This is a genomic window from Geovibrio sp. ADMFC3 (genome assembly GCF_054687035.1).
In genome coordinates, this window is the sequence record NZ_BAAFZG010000002.1 from 2,771,038 (window position 1) to 2,792,480 (window position 21,443).

A 21,443-nucleotide genomic window follows, 5' to 3' on the forward strand; every position below is an offset into this window, starting at 1 on the left:
CAAGGCAGACGAAGTGCGTCTGCCTTTTTTCATTCAGGAACGCAGACTTTTCCTTCAACTGCTGCGGTTATGGTTTTATATATAACCATGAGTATCACCGCAGATGTCATGCTTAGAAATATCACAGACAATCCCTTGAACAGAACGTATCCGGTTAGTTTATACATAAGAAGCGTTGAAATTGTTAAAGCATCCATAGGAAAAGTATATGCCCACCAAGATACAAAAAACGGCACTTTCCTGAAATGTCTGAACATGCTGAACAGCATGAAGGCTGTAAAAAGTCCGAAGTAATAGAGAACACGGGCAAACGAATCAAGCCCTCCGGTGAGTTTAACATATGCAAGGAATCCTATTGCAGGCGGAGCTATAAGTATGAACAGAGTCGGAAGAAACTTTGCCATAAGCTGCTCGTGGAAAATGAGTCTGTAGAACACTATGGCAAAAAGAACAATCCATAAAATTATTCCGACAGAGAAGAAAAACCAGCTTATTTCAGCGTTTGCGTGTGTTACTCCCGCCACAGGAACCAGAATGTTCCCGACAACGGGAATAAACCATGCGGGGTTTTTTGTCTGGACCTTAAAGTCGTTAAAAAACCAGATATTCAGTATAACGAAAGTGAAACTTATGTGAACAAGAGAGCCGATGTGCCACAATGCAGAGGAGAGGGGCTGGTAGATACCGTCATAGCCGATGCTTAAAAGAAGCATAGAGATTGAGATCGTCGGGAAGAAATTTATTCTCACAGGATGGCGGAATTCCTCTTTAACCTCTTCAGGGTAGCGGACCAGTTTGTTTAAATATAAAAAAAGAATAAAAAAGAACCAAGCTGTCACTCCGAAAAGGATAAACTGACCTGCGTATGTGTGAGTATGCATAATATGGTCAAAGCGCATAAAGGCTATGGAAAGACCGGTAAGCCCCATAACTGTGGCAAAAAGGGTTATAGGTAGGTATTTCAGCCTGCTGCCTGAAACTGCATGAACTGCTTCTGACATTTCTATCTCCATGAAACTATATATTCAGAAAATAGAATATAGGCCCTATGTCTTAAAATGTCACTTTAAATTTTATCCGGAATTAAAGATTAATGTATTATCTTAGAACGTCTATTACATTTAAGTTTTGTATTATAAGCAATTATGTGTATTATTTATAATCAGACTTTTTTGAGGTTTGCATATGCCCTTTGAGAGGCTTTCGGCTTTTTCCGGTGAAATTTTTTATGAAACCGACCTTCAGCGCCGTATTTTGAAGGTTACGGGCGGAACAGAACGTGTTTTGGAATATTCCGCAGATGAACTCATCGGCAGAAATATTGACAGCATATACAAGTATCCGGCGGCAAGAACCGCAGTGGAGGATTCCCTGCTGCGCGAAGGTTTGGCGGAGGATATCTCCGTAACTCTTGTTTCTAAAAAAGGGCTTGAGGTCAATGCAACGGAGAGTGTTTTCATTATAAGGGATTCTCTTGGCAAAGTATCCGGCTTTGAAGGGATTATAAGCAAGGTGAACTGCCCTGACTACACCTCTTTTTCAGGCGGAAGCGGCTATCAGAAGGTTCTTCAGAATGTTATTGACAGTCTTCCCGCAGCAGTGTGCTGGAAAGATAAAGACCTCCGCTACACAGGATGCAACCGCAGCTTCCTTGACCTTGCCGGAGTTCTTGGCAGCGAAATGATAATCGGCAGAACGGACGAGCATCTTTTCAGGGATGAGGAGCTTGACAGATTCTCCAAAGGCGACCGTGAGATAGCCGCAGGCAGATGCTCCAGCTATAACTATGTTGAAACAGTATATGTGAAGAATACCGGCGAGTTTCGCTGGTTTGATATCACAAAAACAGTTGTAAGAAACGATAAGGGCTTTTTTGCAGGAGTTGTCTCGATACATGATGACATTACCACATGGGTAAATGCAGAGCTTGGCATTCAGAACCGGCTTTGGTTTGAGCAGCAGATAATGGAGATTTCCGCCGGATTTATCAATCTTTCAGCGGAAGAGGTTGATTCCGGTATAAACAGCGCCCTTGAAAAAATAGGCACTTTTGTTGATGCTGAAAGGTGCTGTGTTTTCAGCACTGATAAAGATAATATGAGAGCCTCTATAACCCATGAATGGACTGCGGCAGGTGTTCCAAGCCTTATGAAAAGGATGAGGTCTGTCTCGATGCTTGAAATGTCCCTTTTAAGGGATAAGCTCGCAGGAAGAGAGATCATTAATATAACCTCTTTAAGCGGCTACAGAAAATGTTCCGAATGCGAACGTGATCTGCTTAACTCGCTTGGCGTTAAGTCTCTCATTCTCATACCCATGATAAAAGAGGGAAAATCAATAGGCTTTATGTCATTCTCTTCATTGGGAAGTGAGCGTGAGTGGGATGACGATATAGTTTCCCTGCTCACAATCGTCAGCGAGATTCTGGTGAATGTGCTGGACAGAAAATACATGCAGGAAGAGTTAATGGAACTTTATGCACTGATGGAGGACAAGGTCAGGCATGAGGTTGAAAGGAATATGGAGAACAAAAAACTGCTTATTCAGCAGTCAAAACTTGCTGCCATGGGCGAGATGCTCGGCAACATAGCCCACCAGTGGCGTCAGCCTCTTAATGCGCTTAATCTGTCATTCTTTGAGCTGAAATACATAAAAGACTCCGGTGAGCTTACTGATGATAAGCTCAAGGATATTCTGGACAGAGTGAATGCCCTGATACAGCAAATGTCAGCCACTGTCGATGATTTCCGTAACTTTTTTAAGGAGAACAAAGAGCAGACAGAGTTTCTGCTTTCTGACTGTGTAAAAAAAGCCCTGTATCTTGTGCAGGCTTTTTTTGAGGAACACAGAATAAAGGTTGATCTTCGGGTGGACAGCGAACTGATAGTTATGGGGTATCCCAATGAATTGGCTCAGGTTTTCCTCAATATTCTCAATAATGCAAAAGATGCACTGAGCGAACAGAACACCGCTGAACCGAGGGTCACGGTGCATATATTTTATGAAAACGGGAAAGCTGTGGCAGAGGTTGAAGATAACGCCGGCGGCATAAAAGAAGATCTTCTTGAGAGGATATTTGAACCCTACTTCACAACAAAACCGGAAGGAAAAGGCACGGGAATAGGTCTCTACATGTCTAAAATGATAGTGGAAAACAGCATGACCGGCAAACTCACTGTAAGAAATACGGACAAAGGTGCATGCTTCCGTATTGAACTGCCGAGTATTCAGCAGTAATTATTGAACGAAGGGAAGAAATGGCGGATACGATACTGATTTGCTCTGAACGAAAGATTTTAAACTATTACAGCTCAATGCTTGAGATACTCGGGGTTGAACACGAGGCTTTCTCCCTTTTTACCCGTGGTTTTCGCAGACTCCTTGAAACAAGGGGTTTCCGCAATGTTTTTATAGTTCTTCTTGATAAAAACGAGTTCATAAGCTTCTCAAAACTTCAGGATCACATAAAGGATTCCACCCAGAGTATCTTCATGATTCTTGCAGATAAAGAGCTTGATAAATACTTCATGCATAAAAACTATGAGATTATTTACCATAATCAGGTCATGCGTCCGTTTGAACAGATTCTTGTTGCCGGTAAGGTGTGCAAGCCCATTGAGGCCGCAGCGTCACAGAAGAATAAGGAAGGAATCTTTGACTATATCAAAAGGATTCTGGACAAGGGTGATGTTATCCTCCCGATGAAAAAAGACGTGGCTTTTCAGATGCTGCCCGTTCTTGAATCGGATGATGTTTCCATTCAGGAAATTGCAATAATGTCCAGGACAGATCCGGGAATACACGCTGGTTTGATTAAACTTGCCAATTCAGTACATTACAGCGGTCTTTTTACTGATATCAAAGATATAGAAAGCGCTATAGTCCGAATAGGCACAATGAATATAAAAATGTTTCTTATCAATTATATAAATGCTGCTTTGGCTTCAAATAAAGAGCTTATTTTTCATAAAGATATAAGTGAAGCGGTGGAGGAGAGCATAAGAGTGGGATGTATCGCACATGTTCTTGCGGATGTCCTTAAATTCTCAGGTAAAAAGATAGTTTTTTCCATAGGAATGATCCACCGCATAGGTTATATCTTTCTTCTTGCTGTTTTGTCTGATTATCTGGAAGGAGAGAATCTTGAACCCAAGGACAGTGAGAATTACAAACGCCTTGCGGAGCATAATTCCATTAATGCAGGTATTGCTCTTCTTATGAAATGGAAGTTTAAACCTGAATTTTATATGCCTGTTCAGTTTCAGGATGAGCCCTTTAAATGCAAGTTTCAGAACGAAGCGAAGATTCTGAAGATGTCAAAAATTCTCTATAATTATTTCCGCATAGGGGATGCCGGCGCTGCTTCGGCTTACCTTATGAAGAACAGAATAAACCTGACAAAGAACCAGCTTGACAAGATCAGAGACGGTGCCGATGATTTTTACTTACAGACAAAAATGATCTTTGATTAATTTTTTTTTAAACCTTGTTTATCCCTGTACTGCCTGCTTTGTCCTTTCATTTTAAAACACATGGTATTGTTTTGTTTATTTTCAAGTATTTGGTAATAAATGTTAAAATTCTGATTGTAATAAACCTGACAATGGTTTTGCGTGTTTAGATAACTTTATAATTGTTTTTAAATATTATTTTAACATCTCTTATGGGTGTTTAACCTTTGTTTCTAATTATTGACATCTCTTTTATCTCATATTATAAGTTCTATTGACGGTAAAACACGAAGGGGAGATTTACCGCATTTTCCAAAGCGGATCTCATCCGCAGCGATACATAAAAACGCAGTTTATTAGGGGCAACGCTTTACATAGCAGAACCCTGAAAAAACAGGAAAACCTCTCTTTCGGAAAATTGTTCCGGAGCAGTTACAGTTCCCGAAATTCTTCCGCTGCCTCCGTTCGTCGGTTAGTTATTTATTTTTATAAGGCTGAACGGTCATTTTAACTTAGAATGCAATGCAAGTTGCTTTCATACAGGAGGCAGGATATGTGCAGAATAGGCGCAATAAAATCCACAGACTACTTCCACCCTTCTAAAGCCTTGCTCCTTATGCGTTCCCAGCAGAAGGGGCATGATAATTCAGGTTTTGCAATGATTATGCAGGATTTGGGCGGCAGATTCGCAGATTATAAAGATCTTCCGGTTCTTTCTATGGCGTGTACTGATAAGGGTATGGCGATAGCGGAAGACATTCTTCATAAGGAAGGCTTTGTAAGGGTTATGCAGTGGTCGCCGGAGATAAACTTCCGTGACGAGCTGGATATACAGCCGATGCCTAACTATGTTTTTCAGGTTTTTCAATATCCAAGAAGTTTTAAATATGCTCCGCAGGAGGAAAAAGAGGAACTCCTTGTGGATATGCGTCTTAAACTCAGGAAAATACTTGAGGAAAAAGACGACGGCTATGTATATTCCTTCTGGCCGGATGTTATTACTCTGAAAGAGATAGGCGACCCTACTGATATAGGCACATATTTCGGTCTGTGGCATGAAGACAGAGACTTCATGGCAAAAGTGATTACTGCACAATGTCGTCAGAATACAAACTACGACATTGTGCGTTATGCAGCTCACCCCTTTTTCCTTCAGGGGTACACAGCACTCGCCAACGGCGAAAACACTTTTTATGAAAAAAACAAAAACTTCCAGAAAGGGCTTTACAAAGGCTATATAGGCTTTGAGTCCGATTCACAGTGCTTTCTGTACACACTTCACTACATACATAAAATCCTTAAATGGCCTCTGGAATACTATAAACACACCATAACTCCGCTCCCTTTTGATGAAATGGCTAAAAGAGATGACGGACAGGCGCTTAACTACATGCGTTCCTCACTTTCAAACCTTGAGATCAACGGACCGAACACTATCATCGGTGTTCTGCCCGACGGAACACTGTTCAACACATGTGATGCTAAGAAGCTCCGTCCCACTGTGATAGGCAAACATAATGGAACTGTGGTTATAACTTCAGAGGTTTCCGGCATAAATGAGGTTCTTCCCGATAGAAACTGGGAAGAGGATATATATACCAATGAAAGAGAGACAGTTGTTATCACAAACAACCTTGAGGTGCAGAGATGGCAACAATGAGAGTAAACGAAATATCAAGGGATGACCTCGACTGGCAGATAAATTACTCCAGCGACAGATGCACAATGTGCGGAAGCTGTGTTGCGGCGTGTCCGTTTGAGGCTATAGAAGCCGGAATGGAGAAACGCAGAAAAGTTGTGAGCGATTATCTTACCCCTGAACCGAAGGTTGAGTTTAAGGCCGTACCTGTGATCAAGCAGAAGGTAGACGTTTATAAATTCTGCCGAGGCTGCGGAGTATGCGAGAGGGTTTGCCCCAATACGGCGATCAAACCCGTGCGCAATGAAGACAGCAGATTCACCATAAAATACAGAGGCACTCTGGCAGACCCTTACAAAAGAGGCGGCAGGGCAAACCTTTCCACAGGTGTTCGCACTCTGGATAAAATAAGGGTAGGGCGTATCAGCCAGATGACTGACCCCTCACTGGACGCATCCAGACACACCTTCGACATGCTTGCTCCGTTCGGCAGGGTTCTGCCCGCTGAGGAGCTGCCTTTCATGCTCGAAAACGGCAGGCTGAAAATAGATTCCGGCGCTCTGCCTCCTATGAACTGGATTTATCCTGTCATCATAGGGGATATGTCCATAGGTGCTCTTTCATGGAGAATGTGGGAGGCTATGGCGATTGCCACGGCTTATCTCAATGAGGAATGCGGACTTCCCGTGCGTATGTGCAGCGGTGAAGGCGGCGTGCCGATCAGGCTTCTTAAGTCCAGATTCCTGAAATATACCATATTGCAGATTGCTTCCGGTCACTTCGGCTGGAACAGAATAATAAATTCCATGCCCTATATGCAGGAGCTTCCCGGCGGAATTCTGATCAAGATCGGTCAGGGTGCAAAACCCGGTGACGGCGGTCTGCTTCAGGCCAAGAAAGTGGCAAGCCACATTCAGGAGATCAGAGGCGTTCCGAAAACGGATCTTCTCAGTCCTCCCAACCATCAGGGGCTTTACTCCATTGAAGAGAGCGTGCAGAAAATGTTTCTCACGTTCAACTCCGCATTCAAGTTCAAGGTTCCTGTGGCAATAAAGGTTGCGGCAAGCTCCACAAGTGTATCGGTTTATAACAACCTTCTGCGTGACCCTTACAACATAGTGGGCGGTTTTTTCCTTGACGGTATCCTCGGCGGAACAGGAGCAGCCAACGAAGTGTCCCTTGACCATACCGGACACCCCATAGTCTCCAAGCTTCGTGACTGTTATCTTGCTGCCACTCATCAGGGCAAACAGTCCCAGATACCTCTCTGGGGAGCAGGCGGTCTGGGGCAGACGGGAAACCTCGCAGCGGACGCTTTCAAGATGATAGCCCTCGGCGCAAACGGGGTTTTCACAGGAAAGCTTATGCTTCAGATTGCAGGCTGTGTGGGCAATGACCACGGAAAATGCAACGCCTGCAATACAGGACTCTGCCCTGTGGGAATCACAACTCAGAACCCGACACTCGTAAAGAGGCTGGATATAGATAAAGTCGCCGAGAACATCGTCAACTACTTCCTCTCTGTTGACAGTGAGCTTAAAAAGCTTCTCGCTCCCATCGGCAACAGTTCGCTCCCCGTGGGCAGGTCAGACTGCCTGATCAGCGAGGACAAGGCTGTGGCGGACAGACTTCAGATCCAGTACGCATGCTAGGGGGTGGAAAAATGAGCGGAAAAGCGCATATCAAAGGCGTAATAAACGACAAGAGGGTCTCAACCCAGAGCCTTCTTAAAGAAATATATAAAGACCTTGACGCAGGCGTTCGTGAGTTTGAGGTTGACGCATCCGGTCAGCACAACATAGGCGGCGCTTTATGGTCTGACAACGGCGAACATCTCACTTTTAAGGTCAAGAACCCCGGTCAGAGGGTCGGTTCAATGGGTATGCCCGGAACCACTGTGGTTGTGGAAGGCTCTGCCCCTGCTGATGTGGGCTGGCTCAACGCCGGAGCGGAAATTATTGTAAAGGGTGACGGCGGTGACACCACTGCTCACTGCGCCGCATCCGGGAAAATATACGTTGCGGGCAAAACCGGAACACGTTCCGGCGCACTTATGAAATATGACCCCCGCTACACTGCTCCTGAGTTCTGGGTGCTGAAAAGGGTAGGCTCTTTCAGCTTCGAGTTTATGGGCGGCGGTTTTGCCATAATCTGCGGATACGGTGTTACCGAAGGGGAATCTGTCCTTGGGGACAGAAGCTGTGTAGGCATGGTGGGCGGAACTGTTTATGTGAGAGGTTATGTAGGCGGTCTGTCTGATGAAGTCTGGATGCTTGAGCTTGATGAGTCAGATAAAGAGTTCCTCACACATGGGCTTGGTGTCTTCCTTGAAAAAATAGAGAAACCGGAGCTTTACAGAGAGCTTTCCGATATGGGGCAATGGCATAAAATAGTCGCAAAAACACACGAGGAAAGACACGTTGCAAAATACATGTCTGCAAGGGATTTCCGCCTGAAAAAATGGGTGGAAGGCGGAATCTTCGGTGATCTTGTACAGGAAGATTTCAAAGTGACCGACTATGTTGAAACAGGCGCAAGCAGACTCCGTATTCCCGAATGGATGAATGCAAAATACTCTGCCCCCTGCGAATATAACTGTCCTGTTTTTATACCGACCCAGAAGAGGATTGCTCTTCTCCGCCAGAATAAGGTTAAGGAAGCCCTTGAGCTTGTGCTTGAGCATAGTCCTTTTCCCGCTTCCGTATGCGGTCAGGTTTGCCCCAATCTCTGTCAGGATGAATGCAGCAGGCTTCATGTGGATGTACCTGTGAAAATAAAAGAGATGGGTATGCTCAGTAAGGATGTAACACTTCCTGCTCCCGCTGCTGACAACGGCTGTAAAGTTGCCGTGATAGGTGCTGGGGCTGCCGGTCTCACTGCGGGTTTCCACCTGAAAAGGATGGGATACGCAGTGGATATTCTTGAGGCAGACAGTGTAATCGGCGGTAAGCTGATGCAGGTTATCCCTGAAGACAGGCTGGCAAGGGATGTTCTCAACGCTGAAATAAAGAGAATACTGGATACAGGAGTAAACGTAAAAACGGATACCCTTGTTGATAAGGATATATTTGCCGAACTCTGCAAAAAATATGATGCAGTAGTAGTTGCCGTGGGCGCACATAACCCTGTTGTTATCCCGTTTGAAGGGCATGAAAGGCTTGTTAAAGGTCTTGATTTCCTCAAGGCTGTCAACAGGGGCGAGAAACCCGCAGTAGGCAAAAAAGTTGTGGTTATAGGTGCGGGCAACGCCGCTATGGATGTTGTTATAGGCGCTTATCAGATGGGTGCTGAGGAAGTTACCGCAGTGGATATTCAGAAACCCGCCGCATTTGAAAAAGAGATCGAACACGCTGAGAAACTCGGCGCAAAAATCCTTTGGCCTGTGTTCACAGAAAAAGTGACTGAAAAAGGGGTTCACTTCAAGGACGGCTCATTCATAGAGGCGGACACTGTAATAATCTCCATCGGTGACAGACCTGATGTATCGTTCCTCGGCAGGGAATACCTGAACGAAAGGGGCATGACCCTTGTGAATGAGTTTATGCAGTCTCCTGTTAATGAAAAGGTTTTCATCACCGGAGACACTATAAAGCAGGGGCTTTTCACTCACGCTCTGGGTGACGGACGCAAGGCGGCAATCAATATCGACAGACTGCTGAAAGGCAGACCTCTGGATGCTTTCAAGAAAGCTCCGATGATTCCGCAGGATAAGGTTAAGGATGAATTTTATCATCCGATGAACTCCGCAAAACTTGAGGAGATGCCGGCGGAAGATGAAACAAAACGCTGCATGAGCTGCGGTTTCTGCCGTGACTGCGGTTTCTGCCGTGATATTTGCCCCCAGCAGGCGATAACAAGGGTGGAGACTGACGGTAAGTTTGAGTATGTGTCAAACGCTTCCAAGTGTATCGGCTGCGGTATCTGCGCAGGTGTATGCCCTTGCGGTGTATGGACAATGACTGATAACTTAATCAAATTTATGGAAAGCTGACATATAGTTGCACTTTCTTATCAATTTATGTCGCAGAGGCGGGGTTTAATACCCCGCCTTTTTTAATATATAGGTTTAACTTTTTTCTGACATTTCCGTAATCAGAACCTCTTATGTCGCAGAGGCGGGGTTTAATACCCCGCCTTTTTTAATATATAGGTTTAACTTTTTTCTGACATTTCCGTAATCAGAACCTCACAAAAATGATTTTTTATATACCTGACTTCAAGAAGTCATTTTTCGGAGGTAGGAAATGAAAAGAACTATGAAGCTCATCGCAGTTGCCCTTCTTATGACGGCTCTTACTGCGGGTTTCGCTTTCGCACGCGATCAGATCAGAATTGTAGGCTCTTCCACAGTATTCCCTTTTTCAAGCTATGTTGCTGAAGAATTCGGAGCAACCACAAAGAACCCCACTCCCGTTGTTGAATCTGTTGGTTCAGGCGGCGGTCACAAACTTTTCGCTGCCGGAGTAGGCACTGACACTCCCGACATCACAAACTCTTCACGCAGAATTAAGAAAAGTGAGCTTGAAGCAGATTTCGCAGCAGGTATCAAACAGGTAATTGAAATTAAAATCGGTTACGACGGAATCGCCATAGCCCATAACAAAAACTCTGCTGATTTCAACCTTACCCTCGCACAGCTTACACTTGCTGTTGCTGATGAGATTCCCGTTGACGGCAAGCTTGTTAAAAACACTTACAAAAAATGGTCTGACATAGACAAAAGCCTCCCCAACGCTGATATCCTTGTGTATGGTCCTCCCACATCTTCCGGTACTCGTGACGCTTTTGAAGAACTTGTAATGGAAAAAGCTGCGGGCAAAATTGCAGGTTATCCCAAAGGATACAAGAAAATCCGTCAGGACGGCGTATATGTTCCCTCAGGCGAGAACGACAACCTTATCGTTCAGAGACTTGTTAAGGACAAAAACGCTATAGGTATATTCGGTTACAGCTTCCTTCAGGAAAATGCAGACAGAATCAAAGGCGTGAGCATAGAAAATGTTCTTCCCTCTCCCGAACATGTTCTCAACGGCTCATACCCCATATCAAGAAGCCTTTTCTTTTATGTAAAAGGCGACCACCTCAGCACAATCAAAGGTCTTGAGCAGTATGTTGACCTCTTCCTTACCGACAAAATGATCGGTGAAGGCGGTTTCCTCACTGAAATAGGTCTTATACCTCTTTCAAAAGCAGAAAGAGAAAAAGTAAGAGCAGACTGGAAAGCCCGCAAAGCTCTCACGCTTAACGACGTGAAATAATAGATATTTAACATGGCAGATAAAGCGGGTCGGAATACAAGCCGATCCGCTTTGCTGTGTAATAACATAATGTACATCGGAGCGCATTGCTGATGCTGATTACAATAATTATAATACTTGCGGTGCTGTCTGGTTTATCTTTTTCATACGGAGCTTACAGAGCGAAAGTATGGGAAGATACTAAACAGCGGCTTAGTTCAAGACCCGGTCACTACGCATGGTATGCTGTGATAAAGTTTACCCTGCCTGCATGGCTGCTTTTCGTTGCGGCACTCTTATTGAAAACAACAAAGATTGGAACAGTTCCGCCTGTTTTCCTGCTTGTATGCTGTTTCATTCTCGTTACAGCGGGTTTTATAATTTCTTCCAAAAAGTTTTCGCCTTTTTTAAATGCCAGAGTTGTGGTGGAGAAACACATCAGATATCTGCTGATAACCGCTTCTCTCGTTTCAATTCTCACAACTGTGGGCATAGTATTTTCAATCCTTTTTGAGGCACTCTTCTTTTTTAAGCATGTAAATATAATAGACTTCCTCACCGGAACCTCATGGAACCCTGATACGGCCTTCCTTGAAGGAGCGGGAAGAAGCACTGAGCATGCGGCAAAGCCCGAATTCGGTTCAGCTCCCATATTTGCCGGAACATTCATGATAACAATCATCGCTCTGTCTGTTTCTGTACCTGTGGGGCTGTTCGCCGCCATATTCCTTTCTGAATACGCTTCAAACAGATTCAGAAAGATTTTCAAACCTGTTTTGGAAATTCTCGCCGGTATTCCTACTGTTGTTTACGGTTTCTTCGCCGCACTGACAGTAAGCCCTTTTGTGGTCAAGCTTGCCGGTTTTTTCGGTCTGAATGCAGACTATACAAATGCACTGGCTCCGGGGCTTGTTATGGGGATCATGATTATCCCCTTCATATCGTCCCTGTCCGATGACGTTATCAATGCCGTTCCCCAGAGTTTGAGGGAAGGCGGTCTGGCTCTCGGAACAACAAAGTCCGAGACGATAAAACAGATAATACTTCCCGCTGCTATGCCGGGGATAGTTTCAGCCATACTCCTTGCCGTGTCCCGTGCGGTGGGTGAGACAATGATAGTGGTGATGGCGGCTGGTCTGCGCCCGAACCTTACGTGGAACCCGCTTGAAGGTATGACAACGGTTACGGTGCAGATTGTGGACGCACTCACCGGAGATCAGGCTTTCGATAGTCTGGCGACTCTTTCTGCATTCGGACTGGGGCTTGTTCTTCTTATATTCACGCTGATTATAAATCTTGTCTCCACGTACATAATCCGCAGATACCGCAAGATATACGAATAGGGAGGCGCTGATGGCTTATTCAAAAGAACACGACAGAAAATTAAGGAAAAGATACGCCGCAGAAAAGCGCTTTCAGCTCTACGGCAAGATGGCTCTTCTGCTTGCTACGGCGTTTCTTGTATTTTTCTTTTACGATATTATCAAAACAGGCTACACAGCCTTCAGCCAGGCAGAAGTAAGGGCAGAGGTCACTTTCAGTGAGGAAACCCTTCAGATGCCCAGTAAAGCAGTGTCCAGAGAAAACAGAGATGTTATATCAAGGGGTTTCCTCCGTATTCTTCCGCAGGTTGTGGAACAGCACCCCGAATTCATGAACACCACACAGACTATGTGGGTTGTGGCGAAGGGTGATGTTGACCAGTATCTGAAAAACAAACCCAACAGGCTTAATGAACGTGAGACAGAGTATGTGGAAAAGCTGAAAAAGGCTGATAACATACGTCTTGCGTTCAACAGTGGATTCTTTACTCTGGGTGATTCAAAAATGCCCGAAATAGCAGGGATATTTTCTGCAGCTATAGGAACGCTGTATGTACTGATTATTACGATGGTGCTGAGTGTTCCCCTTGGCGTAATGACTGCAATTTACCTTGAGGAGTTTGCGCCGGATAACAAGTTTACCCAGCTTATTGAAGTAAACATCAACAACCTTGCGGCGATTCCGTCGATTATCTTCGGTCTTCTGGGGCTTGCCATATTTATAAATTTCTTCAATGTTCCCCGCTCCTCGGCTCTTGTGGGAGGGTTTACTCTGGCGCTTATGACTTTGCCTGTGATCATAATAAGCACAAGGGCAGCCCTGCGTGCTGTTCCTGAATCAATACGCCACGGTGCTTACGGAGTGGGCGCCTCCCCGTGGCAGGTGGTCTGGCATCATGTTCTGCCTGTTTCCATGCCCGGAATCCTCACCGGTTCAATCATCGGACTTGCGCAGGCAATGGGAGAGACAGCTCCGCTTCTCATTGTGGGTATGATGGCTTACATCCCTGATGCACCCACAGGTATCACAAGTGCCACAACTGTTCTGCCGGCGCAGATCTACACATGGTCGGCAACAAGTCTCCGCCCCTATGTGGAAAGAACTGCGGCGGGCATCATTGTGCTGCTGACTGTTCTGCTTGCGCTGAACTTCACTGCTATATGGCTTAGAAACAAATATGAACGTAAATGGTAATTCCGGAGGTTTAACCCTATGAGCATACAGGCGGCTCCCGCTGAAAAAATCAAACAGATGAAAGACCTTAAAATGAAAATGTCCGTGCGTGATCTTGATTTTTATTACGGTGATTTCCACGCACTTAAAAACATTAATATCGATTTTCCCGAAAAGCATGTTGTGGCTATGATAGGGCCTTCCGGATGCGGCAAATCAACTCTTCTGCGCTGTCTGAACCGTATGAACGATCTTGTTCCGGCGATCAGGGTTGACGGACAGATACTTCTTGATGATACAGATATTTACAGCAGTGCAATAGATGTTGTTGATATACGCACAAAGGTTGGTATGGTTTTTCAGAAGCCTAATCCGTTTCCAAAAAGCATTTATGACAATATAGCCTATGCTCCCAAGATACATGGCAGAGTAAGAAAAGGGCGTGACATGGACGACCTTGTGGAGAACGCCCTCAGAAAAGCAGGGCTCTGGAATGAGGTTTCCGACCGTTTGGAAAATATGGCAACAACTCTTTCCGGAGGGCAGCAGCAGAGGCTCTGCATCGCCAGAGCAATAGCTATGGAGCCTGATGTTCTTCTCATGGATGAGCCCGCATCAGCCCTTGACCCCATAGCCACAGCAAAAATAGAAGAGCTAATCTTCGAGCTTAAGGAAAAATACACCATAATCATCGTTACTCACAGCATGCAGCAGGCTGCGAGGATCTCCGAATACACATCATTTTTCTACATGGGAGAGATGGTGGAGTACAACACCACTGAAAAGATATTTACCAACCCTGACAAACAGCAGACTCAGGATTACGTAACCGGAAGATTCGGTTAAGGAGGATGCGGAATGAATAACGCTGAAATTCAGTACATTGCCCTGAAAGATAACTTAAGCAGGCTGACAAAGCTTGTTTCAGGTATAGTTGAGGATGTGAGCGTTCTTTTAAACGGATATGACGAGGAGCTGGCACAGAAAATTGTTACAGACGGCAAATCAGCATTGAGGCTGGAAGGAGAAACAAGCAAGGTATGCATATCTCTGCTTGGTTTATTTGAGCCCAAGGCTAATGATCTGCGGTATGTAATTTCCTCTCTGAACATAGTCGGTGAGCTGGAGTCAATAGCCGGTTACAGCACAGATATAGCAAAAGAGGTTATGCGTGCAGGCGGACCATTGTATGAGTTTGATCTCAAGCGCTTTCCCAAGATGGTAAAGGAAACGGCAACTATGATCAAGGACAGCATAGATGCCTTTTACAAATGTGATTCCGAGCTTGCTCTCCAAATAATTGAGAGGGATGACAGGGTTGACAGACTCCACAGGAAAATACTTAAAAAAGCCGTTGAAAACATGGCTGTTTTCGGTGACAGGGCTGACAAAACAGTATCTTTCATTTTCATCACCAGATGTCTGGAAAGAGCAGCAGACCATGCTGTAAGCATTGCAGAGCATTCGTATTACTGCGCTACGGGCAAAGTTATCAGAAACGTGCCCGACGGCGAAATTAAATCAGATAAATAACACACCCGTACTCCCCCCCCGACAATATAGTAAGGCGGTGCAGAAATGCCCGCCTTTCTTTTTTTTATTGAATACTAAATATATCTTAATTATCAATATTTTGCATTTATATGACATTTCTCTGATATGTTTCGATCCCGTCTATAACATTGTAATAACAAATGCTTTTACGGGAAGGAATATACATGAAAAATGGGATAATCAGAAACCTGAGTCTGAAGGTTAAAATCAGTGCTATGCTTGTCTGCTCTCTTTTGCTGATTACATTTGTTTCATCTGCCGTGCTGATTCAGAAGGGGAAACGGGAGCTTACAAACAGCAGGATGGAACAATCCGAGATTCTTAAAAAAGTTATGTCTGAGCGTTTTACAAATTATCTCGGTTCTGTGGAAGGATTCCTGACAGGATTTGTTAAAAACGGATACGCCACAGAAGGTTTTTACAGTGTGGCATCAGCGTATTATAAGCTTTCCAGACGTCCATCCCTAGATACTGAGGTGATGGCGTCCGGTCTGCGTTCATTTTATGAAAAAACACACGACAGCCTTATGCTGAACTGGATGAACAAGGCAGGCTTCTCAAATAAAGATGATTTCAGGCAGCTTGTTCTGCAGTACACAAACATAGCCGGACTGAACGAAATGGAGAAGGCTCAGTTTCCCGTTGAGTTTAATTTCGTTCATTCTATGTATTATGACAGTTTCAGGCTTCTCACAGAGCCTTATCATATTTACTCAATGTACATAGTTGACAGCGAAGGTGTTATTGTATTTTCAACAGATAAAAACCGTGCGTTTGCCACAAACCTTATCAGCGGAGTTCATAAAAACAGTTTTTTAGCAAAGACCTTCCGGAAAACCCTTGAAACCCCTGTGACTGAAACCATTCTCACCGACTTTGAACAGTCTGAAATTGACGGCGGTAAGCCTGTGGCGTATATGGCGAGGCATATAAACGCTGATGATATACGCACAGGTGTTGTGATTGTGACATTAAGCAGGGATACGGTAATGTCCCTCCTGCCGGAGAAAATAGACGAGCATACGTACCTTCGTCTCATTGATAAGTCAGGTCTTGTCATGAATATGCCTGCGGGGAGCGGTGATCCGGATTCTGTTAAGTTTGCATCCCGTCCTGAAGATTCGGCCACGGATGAGATAACAGGCATAGGCAGAAACGGGTTTATCTTTTCCAAAGAGCGCACGGACTTTCTGGGAAAAAGCTTTGATGTGGTTATCAAGATGGACAGAAGCCAGATGCTTGCGCAGATTCACAGTCTCATCGGCGGTGTGCTGTTTTATGCGGGGTTGACATTTATCGTTATCCTCACTGCTCTGTACCTTATGTTTGACCGCATAGCATTTAAGCGGCTGAATTTTATAGGAAAAGAGATCAACTCCATAGGCAGTGACCTCTCCAAGAGGATTCCTGTTTTCTATAAAGATGAGATTGCTAATATCTCAAACCATATGAACAGTTTTCTGGAAAGGCTGGATGAACTTGTGAAGAAAATATACGAGATATCCGTACATACAGAAGAGGATTTCAGACAGTTTGACCGTAAGAAGACAGAGCTTATAGGTGTTCTGGAAAGGCAGGAGGATAACCTTTCGCTTTTGCTTAAAGAGATGGACAGAGTAAAAACCGCAGGGCTTGAAATGCATGAGAACCTTGACAGAACAAGAAAAGTTACGCAGGAAACGGAGAGCAGGACATCCAGCGGACGTGAGAATATGAATATACTTTCAAGCCAGATGGAAGGAATCGGCAGTTCTGTTGAGCATCTGGGCGGAAAACTGCTGCGCTTCGGCGAATCATCCAGAGAGGTGGGGAGCATTCTAAGCGTTATTGATGACATTACGGATCAGATAAACCTTCTGGCGCTCAATGCGGCAATAGAAGCAGCAAGGGCAGGGGAACACGGCAGAGGCTTTGCAGTTGTTGCTGATGAGGTGCGCAAGCTTGCAGAAAAAACAAGGAACGCAACAAAAAATATAGGAGATATTATCGGAGGCTTCAACGCAGACATCACCGGAATTCTGGGTGATATGCGAACCACCGAGGACAAAGTGGCGGAAGGAGCCGAGATAATGTCGAAAACAAGGGAAGTTTTTGAAGGAATAGTGAAGTCAGGCGAGTCTCTCAATGTAACATTTCTTGCTATGCAGCAGACACTTAATGAAAGAGACAGGGCTATCGGAGGAGTGAACGAAATGGTCCAAAGCTCCGGTGCAATGGTCAGCCAGAGTACCGCCACTGTGAATGATCTTCTTTCTATTTTTACTGAAATGAAAACCTCAATGGACAGGCTCCATGAGTCGGTGGAAGTATTTATCAGGAAATAAGTGCTTACCGGAGGAGACTTTTCTTCATTTTAAACGGAGAGTTTCCTCTGTATCCCGTTTTCTACCAGAAATAATGCAGAACCCAGTCAAGCCTGCCACGTTTGATGTGCCAGATACCGCTGAATTTCATTACTTCACGTATTTTTTGGCGCATTTCAGGCTTGTAGCAGTGGATTTTACAGTCTTTGCACTTGGGCTTAGGGTCAAGGGGGCATTTTTCATTGCGTCTCATTGCATAAGCAAGCAGTTCAGCACATGCGGGGCAAAGCTGATTCGTGCTTCCGTGGTTTTCACGGCAGAAAATCCATATGAAACGCCGTAATATTTTTTCATCCTTGATTATCCGCTTTTCTTTCTTCATATCCGGATGATACTACATTTCCATACAAAAGAACATTGAGCAGAATCAATTTTTTAAACTGTTATTTTTAATTGTCCATTAATATTTTCCCCGTTTTCAAAATGAACCTCTCCTGATATAATACGCTTATGACAATACCTTATATTCTCGACATGATAGGGACAGTAGCCTTCGCCGTCAGTGGTGCGCTGGTGGGAGTGCGTAAAGAAATGGACTTTTACGGGGTTACATTCCTTGCTCTTATGACCGCCGTGGGCGGCGGAACAACCCGTGATATAATGGTGGGAAAGATCCCGCCCATTATCTTTGCTGATTATAATTATCTGATAGTTTCTGTGATAGTTTCATTTGCAGTGTTTTTTTACCACAGGCATTTTGAAAGCAAGATGCACCTCTTTCTCACTATGGATGCTCTGGGGCTCGGCGTGTTCACTGTTACGGGAGCTTCGGTGGGGCTTGCTTATGATGTGGGCTGGGCGGGAGCAGTTATGCTTGCTGTGATTACAGGCACTTTTGGCGGCATGTTCCGTGATATACTGGCAAAGGAGATACCTCTTGTTCTTCAAAAGGAAATATACGCCAGCGCAGCCATGTTGGGCGGAATAATATACTGCCTCTGCCACTACGCAGAAGTTAATAAAAGCGTTAACTTTATTCTGGTTACATCATTTGTCTTCAGCCTGAGAATGATTTCTCTGCGGAGAAAATGGGGATTGCCTGTTGTAAAGATTAAACAATAAGTTTTATGTTATAATATCCAATGGATATTAAAATCAATTCACCAAAGGAGAGGTCATGAGTTCTGTTTACGTCTGGAAAATCGGCGGTCCCGCCGGATTCGGCATTATGACCACCGGACCTATGTTCGCCAAGGTTCTTAAGGCGAGCGGATACCATGTTCATGGTTATCCTGAGTACCCTTCACTGGTTAGAGGCGGCTACAACTGTTACCAGATCGCCTTCGGCGACACTGAAGTTACCGCACCTTACAAAAAGATTGACATGTACGTCGCGCTTTCCGAAGAATGTTTTAACCGAGAAAAATTTGAGGAAGGTACTTATGTTATAGGCGATTTCGCCAATCTGAAAAACGCCGGAGACATCAAGGCCAAAAAGATAGATGTTCCTTTCATGGACATCGTAAAGGAGCTTGACGGACCTGACATCATGAGAAACTCTGTTGCTCTTGGTGCTGCCGCTGCCCTTTTAGGGCTTGATTTTGCTCTTCTTGAGAAGAACCTCATGGCAGCGTACAAGGAAAAGATTGCAAAAATCAATGTTGATGCAGCTAAAAAAGGCTACGACTCTGTTAAGGAACGCTACGCTGTGGTCTGTAAGCCCTCACCCGACAAATGCGCTCCTGCTCTTTATGTTACTGGAAACGAAGCAACCGCAATCGGCGCCATCGCAGGGGGATTAACCTTTTTCAGCACATACCCCATGACACCCGCTTCATCCATCCTGCATTACCTTGCAAAAAGCACAAGGGAACAAGGACTTGTGGTTAAACACACCGAAGATGAGATCGCAGGCATCAATATGGCGGTAGGGGCTTCCTTTGCCGGCGCAAGAGCAATGACAGGAACTGCCGGCGGCGGTTTCAGCCTTATGAACGAAGGACTTGGGCTTGCGGCTATCACGGAAGTTCCCATAGTTCTGGCTGTTTCACAGAGACCCGGTCCCGCTACGGGCATGGCGACATGGACTGAGCAGGGCGACCTTAAATATGTAGTTAATGCGTCTCAGGGCGAATTTATAAGAGCAGTATATTCTCCGGGCAGTGTTGAGGAGTGCTATAAGTTTACATTTGATGCTCTCAACCTTGCCGATAAATATCATATTCCTGTTTTCGTACTTCTGGATAAATTCCTTTCGGAATCTCATTTCATGGCTGAAAAAATGCCTGAAACCGGCGAGGTCAACAGAGGATATATCTTTGAAGGCAATGAAGAAGAGCCTATGGCTTACTTCAACCGTTTTGCAGAGAAAAAAGACGGTGTGGGAGTCAGGGTAATCCCCGGCACTAAGGGCGGGCTTTACATAGCAAGCAGTAATGAACACACTGACGAAGGCTTTGTCAGCGACAAGGCGGATGTTCGCAAATATCAGGTTGAAAGGCGTTATAAAAAGCTGAAACCCCTCATCGAAGATATGCCGCATCCCGAACTCATCGGCAAGAAGGACGCTCCGCTGACATTTGTATGTTTCGGTTCCGTAAAAATGATGCTGCTTGAGGCTATGAAACACACGGACAAGTTTAATGTCATTTACTTCCCTGCCGTAAATCCTCTTAACTGGGACAAGGTTAAAGAAATGCTTAAGGGTAAAAACCTCTGTGTTGTTGAAAACAACTACACAGCTCAGCTCAGAGGCATAATAGCCGAGAATACAGGCATAGTTATTGAAAAAACATTCCTCAAGTATGACGGCAGACCGTTTTTCAATGAAGAGATTGTCAGTTTTGCAGAGGAGGCGGCGAAATGAAAGCACTTGACTACAACACAGGACAAAAACCGGTATGGTGTCCGGGCTGCGGAAACTTCGCCATCTGGAACTCAATAAAAAAAGCCCTCGCAGAAGCAGGGGTGGAGCCGCATAAACTCGCTCTTATTTCCGGAATAGGCTGTTCTGGTAAAATGATAAACCATATACGTGCATACGGCTTCCATGGACTGCACGGAAGGACAATGCCCGTGGCAACAGGGATCAGGCTTGCCAATCCTGATATGAAGGTGGTTGTAAACGGTGGTGACGGCGATGGCTACGGAATGGGTGTCGGGCACTTTGTCCATGCGATGCGCCGTAATGTTGATCTCACGTATATTGTTCATAATAACAAAGTTTACGGGCTTACCACAGGTCAGGCATCACCTACGAATGATATAGGTTCACCCAGCAAGTCCACCCCTTTCGGTGTTGTAGATGAACCTCTGAACCCCATAGCTGTTGCTATTGAAGCAGGTGCCACTTATATCGCAAGGGGGTTTTCAGGAGATTCTGAGCAGCTTGCAGAGCTTATTCTTGGAGCTTTGAACCACAACGGATTTGCCCTGATAGATGTTTTTCAGCCCTGTGTTACTTTCGGCGGAAAATATCAGTATGAATATTATCAGGAAAGGGTCTTCAGGATAGAAAACCACGATGTTTCGGATGCAGATGCTGCTCTCAAACTTTCCAAAATGAAGGATAAACTTCCTATCGGGCTGTTCTACAAAACAGAAGGACGTCCGGCTTATAATGAAATGCACCCCGAAATCGAAAAAGCGCAGGTGCGTAAAAGAGATGTAAGCAAGCTCCTTGAAGAGCTTGTATAAAAAAATAACATATTGGCGGAGCTTTCGGGCTCCGCCTTTTTTAATTGTTGACACACCAAAAATGGAA

The 21,443-nt window shown here is 44.9% G+C and carries 16 protein-coding genes; 14 read left to right on the forward strand and 2 right to left on the reverse strand.

Features of this window, described 5'->3' with window-relative positions; all coding sequences use genetic code 11:
- Positions 1 to 29 precede the first annotated feature (29 nt).
- On the reverse strand, positions 30 to 1,001 hold the full coding sequence (locus ACYRYY_RS13470; protein ID WP_460216111.1) for an SLAC1 anion channel family protein: 972 nt from the start codon (positions 999 to 1,001) through the stop codon (positions 30 to 32).
- Positions 1,002 to 1,185: 184 nt separating this feature from the next.
- Between ACYRYY_RS13470 and ACYRYY_RS13475 the strand changes: the two genes are divergently transcribed.
- From ACYRYY_RS13475 to ACYRYY_RS13525, 11 genes are all read left to right on the forward strand, one after another.
- A complete protein-coding gene (locus tag ACYRYY_RS13475) occupies positions 1,186 to 3,237 on the forward strand; it encodes an ATP-binding protein (protein ID WP_460216112.1) in 2,052 nt (683 codons plus the stop codon).
- 20 nt (positions 3,238 to 3,257) lie between these two features.
- On the forward strand, positions 3,258 to 4,472 hold the full coding sequence (locus ACYRYY_RS13480) for an HDOD domain-containing protein (RefSeq protein WP_460216113.1): 1,215 nt from the start codon (positions 3,258 to 3,260) through the stop codon (positions 4,470 to 4,472).
- A gap of 532 nt (positions 4,473 to 5,004) precedes the next feature.
- Positions 5,005 to 6,111 carry a class II glutamine amidotransferase domain-containing protein gene (locus tag ACYRYY_RS13485; protein WP_460216114.1) on the forward strand — a complete coding sequence of 369 codons (1,107 nt, stop codon included), beginning with the start codon at positions 5,005 to 5,007 and terminating at the stop codon, positions 6,109 to 6,111.
- Entirely contained in the window at positions 6,099 to 7,742 is a 1,644-nt protein-coding gene (locus tag ACYRYY_RS13490) for a glutamate synthase-related protein (protein ID WP_460216115.1), read from the forward strand. The genes ACYRYY_RS13485 and ACYRYY_RS13490 overlap by 13 nt, the downstream gene beginning before the upstream one ends.
- Positions 7,743 to 7,753: 11 nt before the next feature.
- Entirely contained in the window at positions 7,754 to 10,081 is a 2,328-nt protein-coding gene (locus ACYRYY_RS13495; RefSeq protein ID WP_460216116.1) for an FAD-dependent oxidoreductase, read from the forward strand.
- A gap of 253 nt (positions 10,082 to 10,334) precedes the next feature.
- Positions 10,335 to 11,348 carry a PstS family phosphate ABC transporter substrate-binding protein gene (locus ACYRYY_RS13500; RefSeq protein WP_460216117.1) on the forward strand — a complete coding sequence of 338 codons (1,014 nt, stop codon included), beginning with the start codon at positions 10,335 to 10,337 and terminating at the stop codon, positions 11,346 to 11,348.
- A gap of 92 nt (positions 11,349 to 11,440) precedes the next feature.
- Positions 11,441 to 12,670, forward strand: a complete 1,230-nt coding sequence (gene pstC, locus ACYRYY_RS13505) for a phosphate ABC transporter permease subunit PstC (protein ID WP_460216118.1) — start codon at positions 11,441 to 11,443, stop codon at positions 12,668 to 12,670.
- A gap of 10 nt (positions 12,671 to 12,680) precedes the next feature.
- Positions 12,681 to 13,844, forward strand: a complete 1,164-nt coding sequence (gene pstA / locus ACYRYY_RS13510; protein WP_460216119.1) for a phosphate ABC transporter permease PstA — start codon at positions 12,681 to 12,683, stop codon at positions 13,842 to 13,844.
- Between the two features lie 57 nt (positions 13,845 to 13,901).
- On the forward strand, positions 13,902 to 14,669 hold the full coding sequence (gene pstB, locus ACYRYY_RS13515) for a phosphate ABC transporter ATP-binding protein PstB (RefSeq protein WP_460216502.1): 768 nt from the start codon (positions 13,902 to 13,904) through the stop codon (positions 14,667 to 14,669).
- A gap of 12 nt (positions 14,670 to 14,681) precedes the next feature.
- Entirely contained in the window at positions 14,682 to 15,356 is a 675-nt protein-coding gene (phoU, locus tag ACYRYY_RS13520; RefSeq protein ID WP_460216120.1) for a phosphate signaling complex protein PhoU, read from the forward strand.
- A gap of 185 nt (positions 15,357 to 15,541) precedes the next feature.
- Positions 15,542 to 17,701: a methyl-accepting chemotaxis protein gene (locus ACYRYY_RS13525; protein WP_460216121.1), complete on the forward strand. Its 2,160-nt coding sequence runs from the start codon at positions 15,542 to 15,544 to the stop codon at positions 17,699 to 17,701.
- 61 nt (positions 17,702 to 17,762) lie between these two features.
- Here the strand turns inward: ACYRYY_RS13525 and ACYRYY_RS13530 are convergent, their stop codons facing one another.
- Positions 17,763 to 18,062, reverse strand: coding sequence for a nitrous oxide-stimulated promoter family protein (locus tag ACYRYY_RS13530; RefSeq protein ID WP_460216122.1), 300 nt, complete (start codon positions 18,060 to 18,062; stop codon positions 17,763 to 17,765).
- A gap of 128 nt (positions 18,063 to 18,190) precedes the next feature.
- On the opposite strand from ACYRYY_RS13530, the gene ACYRYY_RS13535 reads away from it, so the two are divergent.
- The 3 genes from ACYRYY_RS13535 to ACYRYY_RS13545 are packed head-to-tail and all read left to right on the forward strand — an operon-like array spanning position 18,191 to position 21,376.
- Complete coding sequence (locus ACYRYY_RS13535) at positions 18,191 to 18,802, forward strand: trimeric intracellular cation channel family protein (protein ID WP_460216123.1); 612 nt, start codon at positions 18,191 to 18,193, stop codon at positions 18,800 to 18,802.
- A 55-nt stretch (positions 18,803 to 18,857) separates the two neighbouring features.
- Positions 18,858 to 20,546, forward strand: coding sequence for a 2-oxoacid:acceptor oxidoreductase subunit alpha (locus ACYRYY_RS13540; protein ID WP_460216124.1), 1,689 nt, complete (start codon positions 18,858 to 18,860; stop codon positions 20,544 to 20,546).
- Positions 20,543 to 21,376, forward strand: a complete 834-nt coding sequence (locus ACYRYY_RS13545; protein ID WP_460216125.1) for a thiamine pyrophosphate-dependent enzyme — start codon at positions 20,543 to 20,545, stop codon at positions 21,374 to 21,376. The genes ACYRYY_RS13540 and ACYRYY_RS13545 overlap by 4 nt, the downstream gene beginning before the upstream one ends.
- Positions 21,377 to 21,443 lie beyond the last annotated feature (67 nt).